The 17,255-nt window shown below is 73.0% G+C and carries 13 protein-coding genes; 5 read left to right on the top strand and 8 right to left on the bottom strand.

Translation table 11 applies throughout. The features are described from left to right. Positions 1-26 precede the first annotated feature (26 nt). The 3 genes from ACZ38L_RS14285 to ACZ38L_RS14275 all read right to left on the bottom strand — a co-directional run bounded on the left by ACZ38L_RS14285 (position 27) and on the right by ACZ38L_RS14275 (position 3,873). Positions 27-932 (bottom strand): 4'-phosphopantetheinyl transferase family protein, encoded by a 906-nt coding sequence (locus tag ACZ38L_RS14285; RefSeq protein ID WP_465692622.1) that lies wholly within the window; start codon positions 930-932, stop codon positions 27-29. Next, the gene (locus ACZ38L_RS14280; RefSeq protein WP_465692620.1) at positions 929-2,677 is read right to left on the bottom strand and encodes an acyl-CoA dehydrogenase; all 1,749 of its coding nucleotides are present in this window, start codon (positions 2,675-2,677) and stop codon (positions 929-931) included. The genes ACZ38L_RS14285 and ACZ38L_RS14280 overlap by 4 nt, the downstream gene beginning before the upstream one ends. A 98-nt stretch (positions 2,678-2,775) precedes the next feature. Then, complete coding sequence (locus ACZ38L_RS14275; RefSeq protein ID WP_465692618.1) at positions 2,776-3,873, bottom strand: polysaccharide pyruvyl transferase family protein; 1,098 nt, start codon at positions 3,871-3,873, stop codon at positions 2,776-2,778. A gap of 209 nt (positions 3,874-4,082) precedes the next feature. On the opposite strand from ACZ38L_RS14275, the gene ACZ38L_RS14270 reads away from it, so the two are divergent. After that, positions 4,083-5,300, top strand: coding sequence for an IS110 family RNA-guided transposase (locus ACZ38L_RS14270; protein WP_465692616.1), 1,218 nt, complete (start codon positions 4,083-4,085; stop codon positions 5,298-5,300). Between the two features lie 229 nt (positions 5,301-5,529). Here the strand turns inward: ACZ38L_RS14270 and ACZ38L_RS14265 are convergent, their stop codons facing one another. The 3 genes from ACZ38L_RS14265 to ACZ38L_RS14255 all read right to left on the bottom strand — a co-directional run bounded on the left by ACZ38L_RS14265 (position 5,530) and on the right by ACZ38L_RS14255 (position 9,530). Next, positions 5,530-6,795, bottom strand: a complete 1,266-nt coding sequence (locus ACZ38L_RS14265) for a nucleotide disphospho-sugar-binding domain-containing protein (protein ID WP_465692614.1) — start codon at positions 6,793-6,795, stop codon at positions 5,530-5,532. 49 nt (positions 6,796-6,844) lie between these two features. Next, the gene (locus ACZ38L_RS14260; protein WP_465692612.1) at positions 6,845-8,263 is read right to left on the bottom strand and encodes an NDP-hexose 2,3-dehydratase family protein; all 1,419 of its coding nucleotides are present in this window, start codon (positions 8,261-8,263) and stop codon (positions 6,845-6,847) included. A gap of 61 nt (positions 8,264-8,324) precedes the next feature. After that, positions 8,325-9,530: a nucleotide disphospho-sugar-binding domain-containing protein gene (locus tag ACZ38L_RS14255; RefSeq protein ID WP_465692610.1), complete on the bottom strand. Its 1,206-nt coding sequence runs from the start codon at positions 9,528-9,530 to the stop codon at positions 8,325-8,327. Between the two features lie 722 nt (positions 9,531-10,252). Between ACZ38L_RS14255 and ACZ38L_RS14250 the strand changes: the two genes are divergently transcribed. Continuing rightward, positions 10,253-11,971 (top strand): LCP family protein, encoded by a 1,719-nt coding sequence (locus ACZ38L_RS14250; protein ID WP_465692608.1) that lies wholly within the window; start codon positions 10,253-10,255, stop codon positions 11,969-11,971. A gap of 271 nt (positions 11,972-12,242) precedes the next feature. Next, positions 12,243-12,752, top strand: a complete 510-nt coding sequence (locus ACZ38L_RS14245) for a DUF3761 domain-containing protein (protein WP_465692606.1) — start codon at positions 12,243-12,245, stop codon at positions 12,750-12,752. Positions 12,753-12,851: 99 nt separating this feature from the next. Here the strand turns inward: ACZ38L_RS14245 and hemC are convergent, their stop codons facing one another. Further along, positions 12,852-13,832: a hydroxymethylbilane synthase gene (hemC, locus tag ACZ38L_RS14240; protein WP_465692604.1), complete on the bottom strand. Its 981-nt coding sequence runs from the start codon at positions 13,830-13,832 to the stop codon at positions 12,852-12,854. Positions 13,833-13,950: 118 nt separating this feature from the next. Here hemC and ACZ38L_RS14235 point away from each other — a divergent pair, with 118 nt between their 5' ends. Then, complete coding sequence (locus ACZ38L_RS14235) at positions 13,951-15,411, top strand: DUF2079 domain-containing protein (protein ID WP_465692602.1); 1,461 nt, start codon at positions 13,951-13,953, stop codon at positions 15,409-15,411. Between the two features lie 18 nt (positions 15,412-15,429). Here ACZ38L_RS14235 and ACZ38L_RS14230 read toward each other — a convergent pair whose 3' ends face one another. Continuing rightward, entirely contained in the window at positions 15,430-15,825 is a 396-nt protein-coding gene (locus tag ACZ38L_RS14230; RefSeq protein WP_465692600.1) for an ACT domain-containing protein, read from the bottom strand. 308 nt (positions 15,826-16,133) lie between these two features. On the opposite strand from ACZ38L_RS14230, the gene ACZ38L_RS14225 reads away from it, so the two are divergent. After that, positions 16,134-17,150, top strand: coding sequence for a carbon-nitrogen hydrolase family protein (locus ACZ38L_RS14225; RefSeq protein ID WP_465692598.1), 1,017 nt, complete (start codon positions 16,134-16,136; stop codon positions 17,148-17,150). Positions 17,151-17,255: the final 105 nt, after the last annotated feature.

Here is a 17,255-nt window from a genome sequence, read left to right as displayed (position 1 = left end):
GGCGGGCGGGGGACGGCTGCGAAGCCTCAGTGCTCCTCGGTACGGCTCAGCAGGTCGACGATCTCCCCGACGAAGCCGGCGTCGAGCATGGTGTCCACACCGGTGTCGGTGCCGCCCTCCAGGCCCGCGTCCTGGCAGGCGAAGCTGACCAGGTAGCCGTCCGGCAGCCAGTAGGTGCCGAACGCCCAGTCGCTCTCCGCCGCCGGACGTCCGTCGGGGGTGTGTAGCGCGGTGCCGTCCGGGCTGAAGCCGAACTGGCTGAAACCCAGTCGCATGCCCTGCCCCAGCGCCTTGGTGTACGCCTCCTTCAGCGTCCAGGTCCGCAGCAGCACCCGCTCCCGCTCCGCCTCGGGCAGTTCGGCCAGCCGCTTGCGCTCCGCCGGGGTGCACAGGGTGCGCTCGACGGAGTCGAACCGGATCCGCCGCTCCGACAGCTCGGTGTCCACTCCGATCCGGCCGCGCCGGCTGATCCCCACCACGATCAGGTCCCTGGTGTGACTCAGACTCAGCTCGACCTGGTCGCAGCCGCGGACGTACGGGCGCCCGCCGGGCTTGTAGCTCAGCTCGACGGTGTCCGGCGGCACGCGCAGCGCCGCGCCGACGGCATAGCGCATCATCAGCCGGGAGGCCGCGAACCGGGAGCGTGCCGTGGGGTCGGTCACCCCGCTGAACCGCTGCCAGTCCCGATTGCCCAGCAGGTTACGCAGGTCGGGGTCGGCCATGGCGGCCGGCAGCCACTGCTGCCAGCGCCCGTGGATCACCGCGTGTCCCGTCCAGCTCACCGCCCGGCGCACCCGGCCCCAGGGGCCCTCGATCCCGGGGACCAGGATCGGTTCGGTCAGCGGCGCACGGGGGCCGTCCCAGTCCACCCCGTCCGTCTCGTCCGCCACCGGCAGTATCCGGTCCGTCACCGGTACCGTTCCGTTCCTCACAGCGTGTCTCCTCCTTCCGCGACAGGTGACCGGTAGAGGTCGAAGCTGTTCCCCGCACGAAAGCGGTCCACCACCTCCTCCAGCACCCGGTCCACACAACCTGCCGGCGGCTCCGGCAGGTTCAGGTTCAGTCGGCTGCCGAGCCGCCGCAGCGCCAGTACCGCCCAGGCCGGGTCGGCCAGGAAGGTGCCGTCGCCGCAGTGCTGCTCCCACCGGGCCAGCACCGCACCGGCCGCCTCCACCAGGGCGTGCCGGTCCGTCAGCGCGCACCACTCGGTGCTGGAGAGCACCGGCCGCACTCCCAGCGGCAGTTCCCGGCAGCGGTCGTGCAGCGCCCACAGTTCGTTGCTGAAGGCGTCCGCCAGGGCCCGCAGGGCTCGTCCGTCCGCGCCCAGGTCGCGGCGGTCCCGCAGCCGGGTGGCGGTGGCCGCCAGTCCGGCCGCCAGGAAGTCCGTACCGCCGGCCAGTCCGAGCCCGGCCAGGTCCAGCGGCGGCAGTGGGTCACCGGTCCGGAACACCGCCGCGGGCGCCTCCGGGGAGCGGAACCATGAGCGGCGGGCCAGCATCGGCAGCTGCGGGGCGAGTACCGCCTGGCAGGCGGCGGTGCCGGCATGGCCGAGCCCGGCGGCCGGCAGGTCCCGCAGCAGCTTGGCCGCCATGGCACGGGCGGTGCGGATCCGGGTGCCGTCGCCGCCCGTGGAGAGCACGGTGGTCAGCTCCTCCACGTCCTCCCGGAGCAGGTCGGGCACCAGGTACTTCACCGCGGCCGCCGCCAGGTGCGCGCCGTCCGGCACCAGGTGCAGCGCCCGCAGGGCCGCGTCCGCCATCGCGTCGCAGGCCAGCAGGTCGGCGAAGACTCCCGCCAGCAGCGGCCGATGCCGTCCCGCCGGGCCGCCGGTACGGCCCGCGAGCACGAACCGGACGGCCGCGCGCAGCGCGGACTCGACCGAGGCGATCGCGGCGGACGGAATGAGCGCCCGGTTGAGTTGGAAGGTCCGCAGGGCCAGCCGCACCCCGTCGCCGGGCGCGCCCACCAGGACGGCGTCGGGTACCTCGCAGTCCTCGAAGGCGAAGCCGGCGAAGTGGGCGCCGCGCATTCCCGTGGTGGGCTTGCGGGGCAGCGTTCGCAGGCCGTCCGGTGGCAGCGCGTGCCGGTCGAGCAGCAGCACCGAGTGGCTGCCGCCGGCGCCCTGGGAGACCACCGGGGGCTCGTTCCGCGCGTACACCACCAGCGCGTCGGCGCGTTGCGCGTTGATCACCATGTCCTTCCGGCCGTGCAGCCGGAAGCCGCTCGCGGTCCACCCGGCGGTGACCTCGCCGCGCAGCACCGCGTTGCCGTGCGCCAGCTCGTGGTGGACGATGGCGACCTTGCCGCCGTCGCACATCAGCCGGGCGGTGGCCAGTTGCTGCTCGCGGGTGCCCGCGGCCCACACCGGGGAGGCGGCGAACAGGGAGGTGATCCCGTAGCCGAAGCCCAGCGCCAGGTCCCGCCGGAAGACCGGTCGCAGCACCCGGGCCAGCGTGTCGGCCTGCTCCAGCCGGCCGCCGAGCGAGCTCGGCACCAGCTCCGCGCCGAACCCCGCTTCGTCCAACAACTCCTCGGCTCTGCCCAGCAGTTCACCACGTTCCTCGGCGTCCAGCACGGCCTGGAGGCCGAGCGGATTGGCGGGATCGTAGGGATCGCCGAAGCGGCGTTCCAGCTCGTCCGCGCGGACCGCCGGCTCGATGGTCGGTGCTGTTGGCATTCCTCTCAACTCCTACTTCGGTGTCCCTCGGGGTGTCGTCGGGACGGTCTGTGCTCGGGTCGTGCCGACCACCGCGGCCGTGACGCCGGCCGGGCTCGTCATCGGGACTGGGAGTAGATCGAGTCGGCGAGCCGCAGCTTCACCTCGCGGTACCGGGCCAGCAGTTCGGCCGGGTAGCCGCCGCCCCGCGGCCGCTCTGGGATCTCCCGTGTGGTCAGCAGCCGCCAGTCCGACCCGCGGTCCACCAACGAGCGGTGCTTGACCGAGTAGTAGCCGGCCGGGCCGTGGTCGATCGCCACACCGGAGGCGCCGGCCGCCGCGGCGACCAGGTGCGGGTGGAACCGCGAGGTGATCCAGCTCTGCCCCGCGGTGGCCGGGAAGCCCTCGGCCAGGAGGGAGGCGGCGGTGTAGCGGCGGGCGCCCGGCCAGCGCCGCGCGGCCTCGGCGAACACCGCGTGGTCGTCGGAGGGATCGCACTCGATGATCCCGAGATCGGTCTGCGCGACGCCCCAGGACTCGACGGTCTTCTGCGTGAAGTCCAGCAGCTCGGTGCTCTGCGCGCAGACCATCACCTCCGGCAGGTCGCCGGTGCGGTACAGGTGCTCGCCGAGGTCCAGGAAGAGGTCGTCGCCGGTGCAGCTGACGTCCGCCCGGCCGAGACTCTCGGCCGAGACCTCGTCGCGGACGTCGAGCACGGTGAACGGCTCCACCGCGCGGCGCAGTGCGGCTCCGCCGTCGCTGAACGCGGGCCACAGGCCGAGACCGGTCAGCGCGGCCCGGCCGCCCGAGCGCCGCACCGCGGCGCCCGCGCCGGCGACCAGCCCGAGGTGTGCGGTGCACAGCCCGTTGAGGTAGCCGCCGCCGAGCAGGTGCACCACATCGACACCGAGCAGCGCGCGCAGCCCGGGGTCCTGCTCCGCCTCGGGGGCGAGAACGGCCCGTTCGACCCGCGCGACGGCCTCGGCGGGGCTCGGCGCGCCCGGCGCGCGGGAGAGCCGCCACAGCGTGTCGGTGACCCGCAGCCGGGGATGCAGCCCGGCCAGCGTCGATCGGGCCTGGTCGGGCCCGACGCAGTCGAGGATCACCTCCGCCTCGGGGGCGGTGCGGGCCAGGTGGCGCAGCCAGCCCTCGGTGATCAGCTCGTCGCCGTAGTTCGGGATCCCCGCCGCGGCGATCAGGTAGTGGACAGCGGCCATGGTTGGCTCCCTAAGAATGTGAGGCGGTCCGGGAGGACCGGGTGTGGCTGATGGCTGGTTGCCGTTGATGGCTCAAGGAATGGCCGCCCGGTCCTTCGGGACGCTCCGACCACTGATTGAGAACTGCGGTCATCGCTGGTTGGGGACCTGTCGGCGGAGTGTTCTACGGGCCACGGAAGTGCTGGTGACGGTGGAACGGAGCGACGGGTTTGAGCACGCTTCACGAGCGGATATGGGTCGGCATCGACGCCGGCAAGGGACACCACTGGGCGGTGGCGGTCGACGCCGACGGCGAGAGTGTGTTCTCGACGAAGGTGATCAACGACGAGTCGCGGATCCTCGCCCTCATCGAGACCGCCCAGGCGAAGGCCGGTGAGATCCGCTGGGCGTTGGACATCTCCGGCCGCGCCTCGACCCTGCTGCTGGCCCCGCTGATCACCCACGGCCAGCACGTCGTCTACGTGCCCGGCCGGACCGTCAACCGCATGTCCGACGCCTACCGCGGTGAGGGCAAGACCGACGCGAAGGACGCCCGCGTCATCGCCGACCAGGCCCGCATGCGCTCGAAGGGCTTCGCCCGACTGACCACGCCGCCCGAGCTGGTCACCACGCTCGAGTTGCTGACCAACTACCGGGCCGACCTGATCGCCGACCGGGTGCGGCTGATCAACCGGCTGCGCGACCTGCTGGTCGGCGTCTGCCCGGCCCTGGAGAGGGCCTTCGACTACTCCGGGGCCAAGGGGCCGGTCGTGGTGCTGACCGAGTACCAGACGCCGGCCGCCCTGCGGCGGATCGGTGTCAAGCGACTCACCACCTGGTTGGAGCGCCGCAAGGTCCGTGGCGCCGACAGCGTCGCCGCGAAGGCGGTGGAGGCCGCGCAGTCGCAGATGACCGAACTGCCCGGTGAGAAGCGGGCCGCGAAACTGGTCTGCGACCTGGCCCACCAGCTCCTGGCTCTGGACGAGCGGATCAAGGACAATGACCGGGAGATCCGTGAGACCTTCCGCGCCGACGAGCGCGCCGAGATCATCGAGTCCATGCCCGGCATGGGCCCCATCCTGGGTGCCGAGTTCGTCGCCATCGTCGGTGACCTGTCCGGTCACGTGGACGCGGGCCGTCTCGCGTCCCACGCGGGCCTGGCCCCGGTCGCCCGGGACTCCGGGCGCCGCACCGGTAACTACCACCGGCCCAAGCGCTACAACCGGCGTCTGCGGTACATCTTCTACATGGCCGCTCAGACCGCGATGATGCGGCCAGGCCCATCCCGGGACTACTACCTCAAGAAGCGCGGCGAAGGACTGCTGCACACCCAGGCCCTGCTCTCGCTCGCCCGTCGCCGGGTCGACGTGCTGTGGGCGATGCTGCGTGACAAGAGGCTGTTCACCTCCGCCCCGCCGGTCACGCAGTCGGCTTGGCACGATCATTGAGATTCCTTCTGGTAGTCGGGCTTTCACTCCACCGATGAGGTTCGTGCAGTGCGGTCGAGCCCGGCCGGTCGTCCCGCTGGAGCGTTCTCGCAGCTCCGGTGGGGTTGGCCGGCGGAACGGGAGGGGCCTGTCCGACGATCCGGCTCACCCGCCCGGCGGGAACCGTCGGACGGGCCCCGGGCCCCGGCCGGTGGTTCGACCGGGGCCGGTGTCGCCGTCGCGGCCGGGATCACCGGCGGCACCACCCCGTCAGCGTCCCGGCCAGCTCGGCCGGGGAGGGCATGGCCGCCATCTCGGCGCGCACCGTGCCGAGCGCCGTGCGATACCGGTCCTCCCCGAGCAACTCGGCCAGTCGCTTCGCCGCCAGGTCGGGCTGCTGGTCGGCGCCGACCAGGGTGATCCCCGCGCCGCCCGCCGCGATCGCGTGCCCGGTCTCGGAGTAGATCGGTGACTGCGGCAGCACCAGCTGGGGCACTTCTCGGTGGAGCGCGGCCATCGCGGTGCCGGCGCCGCCGTGGTGCACCACCGCGTCGCAGAACGGCAGCAGCAGGTGCATCGGGACGCCCTCCGCGACGCGCACCCGGTCGGGGAGGGCGGGCAGCAGCTCCCTCGAGCCGGCCCCGATGGCCAGCACGATCTCGGCGTCCAGGCCCTCGGTCATCGCCATCATGTCGCCGATGGTCCGGGTGACCGTCTCGGTGCTGGACCGGGCCAGGGCGACGCCGCTGGTGAAGCAGATCCGGGGTCTGCTCCGCTCACCGATCGGCCAACGCGGCACCGCTCCGGGCCCGTTGTAGGGGACGAAGCCGATGGGCAGCCGCTCGACCTCGATCGAGTCGCCCAGCCGCACGCTCGCCGGTGCCGGGTCGATCAGCCGGCGGGTGGCCGGCCGAGGCTGCGCGCCGTACTTCTCGAACAGGTCCAGGTAGCCGGGGAGAAAGCCGTCCCGGGTCCGGTCGGCCAGCTCGGTGCCCAGCACCGTGCCGAGCTCCCAGCCGTGCGCGACGCCGGGCACGCCGAGCACGGCGGCCAGCACCGGGCCCGCGAAGCTGAGCGGGTCATGGACGATCAGGTCGGGCCGCCACCAGGTGGCGAACTCCACCAGGTCCCCGAGCATGGCGTCGGCCACCACGATCTGGCGCGAGGTGGCCGCCCGCAGCGTACGGGCCTGGGCCTCGCTCAGTACCTCGGGCCGGCTCGCCCAGCCGGCCGGCCAGTCGTTGTCGTACCAGGCCTTGAAGTCCTCGCGCCGTCCCACCGACTTCAGATCGACGGGGTGCCCGACCGGCACCGCGGGCAGGCCGGCCTGGACGATCGCCTGCTCGCAGGACGAGGGGGCCGCGACCCGGACCTCGTGGCCGGCACTCTGCAGGGCCCAGGCCAGCGGCACCATCGGGAACAGATGGCCGGGTGCCGCCCAGGTGACGAAGAGGACGCGCCTCGTCTCCGCGTGTCGCTTCCGGGCCGCGTGCGGCGGCGCCGCTGTCTCATCCACCGTTTCTCTCCTTCGACTCGCCAGGCGCTCTCGCCCCCGGATGTCCGGCTCACCAGACGGCGTGCAACGCCGAGACCAAGGTGCGCGCCTGCATGTTGAGGTAGTAGCTGTGCCGGAGCAGTTCGCTGACCTGCGCCATCGAGACCCACACGAAGTCGGCGGGCACGGTGGTCCCGAACCCGTCGGGGACCTCGATCACCCGGAAGCGGTGCTCCGCCCGGTAGAAGCGGGCGCCCTCCTCGGAGATGACCGTGTCGTAGCGGATCCGCTCGGGCGGGGCGTCGAGCACCTCCCGCAGGTAGCGCGGGTGCCGCTCGGGCGGCAGGTCCCGGTAGTTGGAGGGGGTGCACTGCACGGTCGGGCCCAGTTCGGCGACGTCGATCAGGCCGCCCTCGCTGCGGGCGTGCAGCAGTAGGTGCAGCACGCCGTCGATCACCTTGGTCAGCAGGGCGGAGACCCCGCCCGCCGCGGGCACCAGCAGCGGCTGGGTCCAGTGCGCCACCTCGCGGTTGTGCGCCCACACCTCCGTCCCGATGATCTCGAAGTACCTGCCGTCCGGTCGGCGCACCGACTCCTCGTCCCGCTGCCAGCCCCGGACCGCGTCGAGCGGGATGGTGTCCTGCCGGACCTGGTAGCGCGCCTTGATCTCGTTCAGCCAGCTGATCACCTCCCGCGTGGTGTGCACGGTGCGGGCGGTCGGCGAGAGCGAGCGCAGCAGGCCCGCGCCGTAGGCGTCGCGCGCCCGATCCTCCGGGATCCGCAGCGGCAGGCAGGACAGCACCGAGGCCGCCTCCATGGTCACCAGGTTGTCCCGGGTCATCAGCCGGCGCAGCTGGCCGAGGGTGAGCCAGCGGAAGTCCTCGTGCTCCGGCACCGGAGCGTCGGCCTCGACCACCAGGTGCCGGTTCCGCTTGCGCAGGAACCACGAGCCGCGTTCCGACTGCAGACTGTCCACCAGCACCCGGTCGCCGTCCGGGGCGACGAAGTGCTCCACCTGGTGGGGACCGTGTCCCCGGTGGACCGCGAGCAGGTTGCTGCGGGTGGCCTGCACGCTCGGCGCGAGATGCACGGTGTTGACGTTGCCGGGCTCCATCTTCGCCTGCACCAGGAAGTGCGGGATCCCGTCGAACTCCGCCACCAGGAAGCCGAGGACGCCGATCTCCCGTTGGCTCATGATGGGCTGGTCGTAGCTGCCGCCGGTCTCCTCGGCGCCCTGGACCCGCAGCCCTTCCACGGCGAAGAAGTGCCCGCTGTCGTGCCGCAGATCCCCGGTGCCGGGCGCGAAGCTCCAGTCGGAGAGCCGACCCAGCGGGACCCGGTTCACCGTGAACCCGTGGTGGTCCCGCCGGGCGGCGAACCAGGTGTCGAAGGTGCTGTTGGGAGTCACCGGGCTGTCCACGGCCAGCGCGGACTCGGTGAAGGCGCGCGTTCGAGCCGCCTCGCCCGCGGGCGTCGACGTCCTCGTCATCGGTGCAATCCTCGGTCGCAGTGACAAAGTTGACGAACCATCAGATAGCCGGGTGAGTCGCTCAGCGGACGAAGTCCGCGACCAGCTGCTCCAGGGCCGGCACGGCGCTGGCCGGCAGGGGCTGCCTCTCGATGTCCGCGCGCAGCTCGGTGGCGCCCTTGAGGTACTCCGGGTCGGCCAGCAGCCGGGCGACCGCGTCCTTGACCGCCTCGGCGTCGGCCCGGTCCTGGTCGAGCTGCAGGCCCGCACCGACCGCCGCCAGCCGCTCGACGTTGAAACGGCCCTCCGGAATCTTGGTGATCCCCAACTGCGGGACGCCGCGCGCCGCGGCGGTCATCATCACGCCGGTGCCACCGGTGTGGACGATGGCCGCGCAGCCGTCGACGAGCATGCTCAGCGGCACCCAGCCGACCGGCCGGACGTTGGCCGGCAGCTCGCCCAGGTGGCGCAGGTGGTCCTGCTCGGTGGCGCCGACGGTGACCAGCACCTCGACGTCCAGCTCGGCGATGGCTCGGACGATCCGGCCGAACTGCTCGATGACCGCGACGCCCATCTTCTTCTGCTGCGACGTGCCCCAGGTGACGCAGACCCGCGGCCGGTCGCCCGGCGTGCGCAGCCACTCCGGCTCGGCGCCGGTGCCGTTGTAGGGGACGTAGCGGATCTGGTGGCGGTTGCCCTCCGGCTGCCCCGGCCAGCGCAGGCTCGGCGGGCAGGGATCGATCCAGAGCGTGGGGTCCACCCTCGGCTCGACGCCGAACCGGGAGAACAACTCCAGGAAGGCGGGGTTGGGTTCGGTGCCGATCCGGTCGGCGATCTCCAGCCGGAGCTGGCGCGCCATGCCGTAGAGGTGGCCCACGCTGGGGATGCCCAGTGCCTGGGCCGCGACCGGGCCGGCGAAGGTCACCGGGTCGTGCACGATGACGTCCGGCCGCCAACTCCGGCCGTAGGCGACCAGATCGTCCACCATGTGCTCCGCGACGCTCACCTGCTTGAGCGCCAACTGGTCGGTGACCCGCACCCAGGCGGCCTCCTCCGGCTCGCCTCCGTAGGCGGCCCGGGGGACGAAGACGTCCCGCGAGTACCAGGCGTTGGCGTCGATGTCCGTCCCGACGGTCACGCCCGGGACCCCGGTCCGCTCGATCGCGTCCGTCAGTGACGGCGTGCTCGCGATGCGTACCTCGTGTCCGGCCGCGATGGCCGACCACGCGGTCGGCACGAGCGGATAGACGTGTGGTCGCGCGGCATAGGTGGTGAACAGGATGCGCATCTCGCGCGGCCTCCCTTGCGTCCGGCTGCTGGCCGTACGACGCTAGGAGGCCCGCGCGGAGCACCGCTCGAACAGTCCTTGAGCCGTGCGGGCCGAACCGCCGCGGGCCGGTGCGTTCCCGGGCGGTCGGCCCGCCGGGCCGCTGCGCCGCGCGGAGGCCAGGAGCTTCGGCTCGTCGCCGATGACGTGGCCGGTCTCCTCTCCGGTCGACCGCTTCCCCGCCGGGGAAGCGGCGGAACTCCGGGTCGGCCGGCGGTGGGCCCGAGGAGCGCTCGGTCGCCGTTGAATTCCGTTCGAAGTCGGCCCGCGTGGTGGGCGCGCTCTCGCAGGAAGCCTCCAGAGGGTCTTCAGGGCGTCTTCAGGAAGGCGTGCCGGGTGTTCGCCGGCGAATTCTCATCCGGATTCTCATGTCGGCCACTCGGACCGCGACGGGCCTGCTAGATGGGGGCGCGAGGCCGCTTCGGCCGGCTGTCGGAGGCCGGCTGTGGTGGGGGCCATGGCCTTCCGAGCTGTGGGAATGCAATGATCTGCGCTGGGCATGGGGTCGGTGGGGGCGGCGGCTTCCACGAATATTGATTTCGCTTGCGCAAGTCTGCAACCATGCAGGGCCCCCACTACGTCCCTGGTGGCTGGAAGTCCGATGTCGGGGGCCGGTCGTGGAGGTCGGTGCGGCGGCATCAGGGCCCTCATCCGGCTGTGACATGAAACATGGGACAGGACGCATGGCTGACCATCGAATATCTCCCGAGCCCTCCGAGCTCCGGCGCGGCGCGCGTGGCCGCGCCGGCTCCCGTGCGGGCAAGGGCGCGGCCGCCGAGGGGCGGTCCGGGCGGCGGAAGGGGCGCGGGCGCGGGCGTGCCCGGCGCAACATCCTGCTGTCGCTGGCGGTCGTCCTGGTGCTACTGGTCGGCGGCGGGACGTACGTGTACTTCCAGCTCGACGGCAACATCAAGAGCAGCGCGCTCTTCACCGGTACCGGGACCCAGGCCCCCGAGAAGAAGGACGCCGCGGGGGACACCCCGGAGAACATCCTGGTGATCGGCTCGGACACCCGGGACACCGCGGCGGACTGCCAGATCGGCGGCGACTGCGCCGACGGCGGCGCCGGCGCCAACGCGGACGTCGAGATGATCGTCCACCTGGCCGCCAACCGCACCAACGCGACGGTCCTGAGCATCCCGCGCGACACCGTGATGGACCTGCCGGACTGCAAGGACCCGACGACCGGGGCGGTCCACAAGGGCCTCACCCAGCAGCAGATCACCACCAGCCTGCAGTACGGCCCCGGCTGCACGGTGGCGGCGGTCCACCAGCTGACCGGGATCACCATCGACCACTTCATGATGATCGACTTCAGCGGCGTGGTGAACATGTCGGACGCGGTCGGCGGCGTGAACATCTGCGTCGACAACAACGTCTACGACCCGTACTCCCACCTCAAGCTGACCGCCGGGAACCACACCCTGCAGGGCCTGGCGGCGCTGGAGTTCCTGCGCACCCGGCACGGCTTCGGCGACGGCAGCGACATCGGACGCGAGGGGGCCCAGCACATCTTCCTGTCCGCCATGATCCAGAAGCTGAAGAGCGCCAACACGCTGGCCAACCCGGCCGCGCTCTACTCGCTGGCCAACGCCGCGACCAAGGCGCTCACCGTGGACAGCGGCCTGGACGGCATCAGCAACCTGACCGCGCTGGCCGGCCAGATGAACGACGTGCCGACCAACAAGATCACCTTCATGACTACCCCCAACGCGCAGTACGAGGGGCCCGACCCGGACCTCAAGGACGACGTGGTGCTGGGCCCCGGTGCCCAGCAGATCTTCTCGGCGATCCAGAACGACCAGTCGTTCTCCGGTGGCGTCCCGTCCGCCTCCCCCTCGGCCTCGGCCGCCTCGTCCGCGCCGGCGTCCTCCGCCGCGCAGCCCTCGTCGGCGGCGCCGCCCGCCGACGCCGCCAGCCTGCGGCTGGAGGTGTCCAACGCCAGCCCCACCTCGGGCCGGGCGCTGGCGGTGGCGACCGCGCTGCAGCAGCAGGGCTACACGGACGCGGTGGACGACGGCAACGCGCCGCCGGTCAGCGCGACCGAGCTGGTCTACGCGCCGAGCCACGCCGCCGACGCCCAGGCCGTCGCGAGCGAGCTGGGGCTGCCGTCCTCGGCCCTGCGCGCGACCGGCACCACGGCCACCCTGCACCTGTACATCGGCTCCGACTGGCCGAGCGGCACCAGCTTCGGCGGTGGCGGTTCGGCCGGGGGCGGCGGTCAGTCCTCCAGCGGGGCGCCCGCGCCGACCACTCCGGTCGCCCCGCCCAGCAACGCGAGCGCGGACAACGCCGGGGCGTCCCAGGGCTGTGCCCAGGTCAGTACCGAGGACACCACGCCGTTCGGCTCGCCGATCAAGGCCTTCGCGGACAACCCGAAGGTTCCCAACTCGGCGCCGTAGCAGGCAGGTCGGGGGGCGGGGCCGTCCGGTGCGGGAGCGCCGGGCGGCCCCGCTCCGTTCGCCGCGCCGGGTGGGTGGACCGGTTCGCGCCGGCCGCTCTCCGGCCCACCCGCTGCCTGCAACGGGACGAGGGTGAAGATCGGTCGCGGATCGGCGGATACCAGATCGGTGACGAGCGGATGACGGATCGGTGGAGCCGGCGTCGGGGTGGCAGGTAGTCCCATATGAAGAGCTGACCACTGTGAGCGAGGGGCTACTGAGAGGTGGGGGAGTGAGGGGACTTCGGGGGGCCCGGTACGGCGCCGCGACGGGTGCGGTGGTGTCGGCGCTGGTGCTGTTCACGGCAGGGTGCCAACCGTCCGGGCAGGAGGGCGGTGCGGCGGGGAGGCCGAGCATCACGGTGACGTCCGCGCCGGCGATGGCGGCGACGGAGACGGCTCCGCCCCTGGCGGCGACGCCGGCCGCGCCGACGTCGCACCCGGCCGCGGCCACCGAACCGACGCCCGTCCACACCACGCCGGCGGCGTGGGCCACCGCTCCGACCAGCCGGCCGCCGGCTCCCGCCAGCAGGGCGCCCGAGCCGCCCGAGGCGACCCGGCCCGCCGCGACGCCCACGGGCGGTTGCGCCTCGCACACCACCGGCAGCTGCGGCTGGGACCACGGGCTGACCCCCGCGAGTCCCGGGGAGACGGCCGAGTGCGTGGACGGCACGGTCTCCGAGTCCGCGCACTTCCAGGGGACCTGCTCGCAGCACCACGGGGTGCTGTACTGGTTCAAGTGAGGCCCTGAAAGGGGTCGGGGGCAGGCCCTGGGGCTTCCCCCGACCCGTGCGGAACCGGGGCCGTCCTGGGATTCGGGAGCGGCGGCGCCCGATGCGGGATCAGTGCGGAATGCCGTCGATCACCTCGCGTGCCCCCTGGCGCAGCAGGGCGACGGCGACCGAGGTGCCCAGGGTCGCCGGGTCGAGCGGGCCGGCCCACTCGTGGGCGTCGAGGACCGTCTTGCCGTCCGCCGAGAAGACCCGCCCGTGCAGCGAGAGCCGTCCGTCCCGCTCGGCCCGGGCGTAGCCGGCGATCGGGCTGTTGCAGTGGCCCTGCAGCACGTGCAGGAACATCCGCTCGGCCGTGGTCTCCCGCCAGGCGTCCGGATCGCCCAGGCCGGCGACGGCCGCGATGGTCGCCTCGTCGCCCTCGCGGCACTGCAGCGCGAGGACGCCCGCGCCGATCGGCGGGCACATCACGTCCACCGGCAGGATCTCGGTGATCCGCCGCTGCTCACCGATCCGGGCCAGCCCGGAGGCGGCCAGCAGCAGCGCGTCGGCCTCGCCGGCGGCCAGTTTCTCCAGCCGGCGGTTGGCGTTGCCGCGGAACGGGACGCAGGCCAGGTGCGGGTGCGAGGCCGCCAGCTGCGCCACCCGGCGCACCGAGGAGGTGCCGATCCGGGTGCCGGCGGGCAGCGCGTCCAGGGTGAGCCCGCCCGGGTGGACCAGCGCGTCGCGGATGTCGTCGCGGCGCAGGAAGGCCGCGAAGACCGTGCCGGCGGGCAGCGGCCGGTCGGCCGGGACGTCCTTGACGCAGTGCACCGCGAGGTCGGCCTCGCCGGCCAGCAGCGCCGCGTCCACCTCCTTGGTGAACGCGCCCTTGCCACCGAGCGCGGAGAGCGCGCCGGTCCAGCGGTCGCCGGAGGTGGTGACCGGGATCACCTCGGTGCGCAGTCCCGGGTGCAGCGCGGCCAGTTCGGCGCGGACCCGGTCCACCTGGGCCAGCGCCATCGGCGAGGACCGGGAGACGATTCTGATCACCCCATCCCCCTTGTTGGCAAACGATCCTGACGACTGGTCCGCTGACAGTGGCGATGGCATGGCGACCACGATAGGGCGTCCGGTCGCGCGGTGCGGCTGTGGCCGCCGGCGTTGTCACGGTAGCGTGCGACATTCGTACGCAAAGGCGAGCCGGGCCGAGGGCGAGCGGGAGAGAGCTGTGACCGAGACCGAGCAGAGTGTCGCCCCGGGCCGGCCGGTGCCGACCCGACGAGACGTCGCCCGAGACGTCGCCCGGGACGGCGGCGGCCGGCCCGGGGCCGTCCGGCCGCACCTCGCGCTGGCGGTGGCGTTCTTCGCCGCGTACGCCCTGCTCGCCCTGGTCCGCTACGAGCGGTTCGGCTCACCCTCCTGGGACCTCGGCATCTTCACCGAGGCGGTCAAGGGCTACGCCCACCTGAGCGCGCCGGTGGTCTCGATAAAGGGGCCCGGCTTCAACGCGCTGGGCGACCACTGGTCGCCGATCCTGGCCGTGCTCGGCCCGGTCTTCTGGCTGGCGCCCTCGGCGGCCACCCTGCTGCTCGCGCAGGCGGCGCTGTTCGCCTGGTCGGTCGGCGTGGTCTCGGACACCGCCGCCCGGCTGCTGACCCGCCCCCGAGGGCTGCTGATCGGCGTCGCGTACGGGCTGTCCTGGGGGTTGCAGCGGGCGGTGGACGCGGAGTTCCACGAGATCGCCTTCGCGGTGCCGCTGCTCGCCGTGGTGGGCCGGCAGCTCCTGTTCGGCCGCTGGGAGCGGGCCGTCTGGTGGGCGCTGCCGCTGGTGCTGGTCAAGGAGGACCTGGGGCTGACGGTGGCCGCCGTGGGCGTGGTGCTGATGCTGGCCGGCCGGCGCTGGTTCGCCGGGGCGGCGCTGGTCTGCTTCGGCCTGGCCGCCACCGTGCTGACCGTCCTCGTGCTGATCCCGCACTTCAACCCGCAGCACGAGTTCGACTACTGGTCGAAGCTGCCCGGCGGCGAGCACCCGAAGCTGTGGCAGGTGCTCGCCGGGCCGTTCAGTCGGCTCACGGTCTGGAAGACCACCGGCTGGCTCTTCGGCATCACCGGCTTCCTGGCGCTGCGCTCGCCGCTGGTGGTGCTCGCGCTGCCCACGCTGGCCTGGCGGTTCGGCTCGTCCAACCCGATGTTCTGGGGGCCGGACTGGCACTACAACGCGACCCTGATGCCGATCCTCTTCCTCGGCCTGGTGGACGCCGTCCGCCGCTGCGCGGCCTCGCCGCGGCCGTGGCTGCGCGCCTTCGCGGACGGTATGGTGCCGGCCGCCCCGGCCATCGCGGTGGCCTGCACGGTCAGCCTGCCGGTCGGGCTGGGAGGGCTGGCGGACCCGGCGGCCTGGAGCGGCGGAGCGCACGCGGCGGCGCTGCGGGCGGCGGTGCGGGAGATTCCGCCGGGGGTGCGGGTGGAGTCCACCATCTCGTCGCTGGCGGTGCTGGCGGCCCGCGACGACGCGTACTGGCTGGGCGGCAGCAAGCCGGTGCCGCCGGACTACCTCTGCGTGGACCTGGCCGGCTGGGACGGCGGCCCGACCGATCTGCCCGCGTACGCGGCGGCGCTGCACCCGGGCTCGACGTACGCGGTGGTCTTCTCGCAGCAGCAGGTCGTGGTGCTGCACCGGGTGGGCTGACCGTGGCCCGGACAGGTCCTAGTGCTCGGTGGCCAGCTGCTGGAGGCCGTTCAGCGCACGCTCGGCCTCGTCGGCGGCGACGAAGAGGTGGTCGTGGTGGAAGCCGGCCACCACGTTGCAGCTGATCCCCAGTTCGGTGAGCCGTCCGGCCACCGCCGCGGTGAGTCCGACCGCCTCCAGCGAGGAGTGGATCCGCAGCGTGATCCAGGCGGCGACGTAGTCGTAGCGCAGGCCGAGCGCGTCCGCCTCCTCCTGCTCCAGCACCGCGGTCAGCCCCTCCGGCTCGGCGACCGTCACCACCGGGCGAAGCCCGGCCGGCACCCGTCCGGGGAACGTGCAGTAGACGTACCGGCCCGGGTTGACCTCGGGGTGCAGGTCGCCGAGCAGCTTCTGGAGATCCTTTTCACCGGCCATGCCTGCCACCGTATCCGCCCGCCCACCGGGCCCCCGGCAGCGACGCCCGCGACCCGTCCCGTGCCGAGGCGTCCCGTGCCGTCCAGAGGTGGGCGGGCCACCGCGGTGGACGGGTCGACGGAGGTTGACGGAGCCGGTGGCCGGCGGCATGATGACGGACTGCGTGGCCTACGCCGAACCTCCCGCGACCGTCTCCGGCACGGTCTCCCACCGGAGGCAAAGGGACTAGCGTCTCAGGTCGCTGTCGCAGCCGATCGCCTCGGGCGAGGTTGCCGGGGGACCGTCGCCCAAGGCGTGGAAGGCCAGCGATGACAGCCCACAGGAACTTCAAGCGCCAGGTGCGCGCCCGCGCCGCCAGGACCGGCGAGTCCTACACGTCCGCCCTCAGGCACTTCCGTCCGACCCCGGCGGGGGACGACGGGTCGGAAGCGGGGAATCCGAGGAGCGTGCGGCTCGCCGTCGCGCAGGCCCCCGTCCGCGAGGACCCCCGGGACGTCGACGCGCTGCGCGAGAGCGGCCGTCAGGTCCGTGCGCTGATGCGCGAGGCCAGTGCTCGGGGCGCGAGGATCGTGCACTTCCCGGAGGGCGCGATCTGCTTCCCCCACAAGCTCGTCATGTCCGTCGACGGCCCGGACGCGGTCGGTCCGGCGGACTGGGACCGGTGCCAGTGGGCGGTCCTGCGGACGGAGTTGGCCGCGGTCGCCGGGCTGGCACGCGAGTTGCGGCTGTGGACGGTGATCGCCTCGGTGCACCGCCTGACCGGGCCGAACCGCCCGCACAACAGCCTCTACGTCATCTCCGACCACGGCGAGGTCGTGACGCGCTACGACGAGCGCCTGCTGTCGAGGACGAAGGTCTCGTTCCTGTACTCGCCGGGCGTCTCGCCGGTGACCTTCGACGTCGACGGTGTGCGTTTCGGCTGCCTGCTCGGCATCGAGATCCACTACCCGGAGTTGTTCGCCGAGTACGAGAGGCTGGACGTCGACTGCGTCCTGTTCTCCACGACCGGCGTCTCCCCGGGCAACGCCGCCGCCCAGGCCCAGGGCCACGCCGCGGCCAACAGCTACTGGGTGAGCTTCTCGGTGCCGACGCAGCACGGCGCCACCGCTCCGTCCGGAGTCGTCGCCCCCAACGGCGACTGGCTCGGGCGCTGCCCCGCGGACGGTTCGCCGTCGGTGGCGGTCGTGGACCTCGACGAGGGTTCCGAGGCCGCCGCCGAACCGGTGACCCACGCGCGCCCCTGGCGCCGCGAAGCGCGCGCGGGCTTCCACGCCGGGCACCTGGTGACCGACCCGCGCAGCGAGGACCGCACCGCGGCCTTCTAGCGCGCGGACCGGGGGGGGGGGGGGGGGGGGGGGGGGGGGGGGGGGGGGGGGGGGAAGCGGGTGGGTGTTGTGTTGGGTTTGCTGGCCGACAAGCACAAGTCTGCG

Source organism: Kitasatospora sp. NPDC024654 (genome assembly GCF_055559155.1).
Note: the sequence above shows the minus strand (reverse complement) of the source record. Positions and strands in the feature narration are given on the sequence as shown.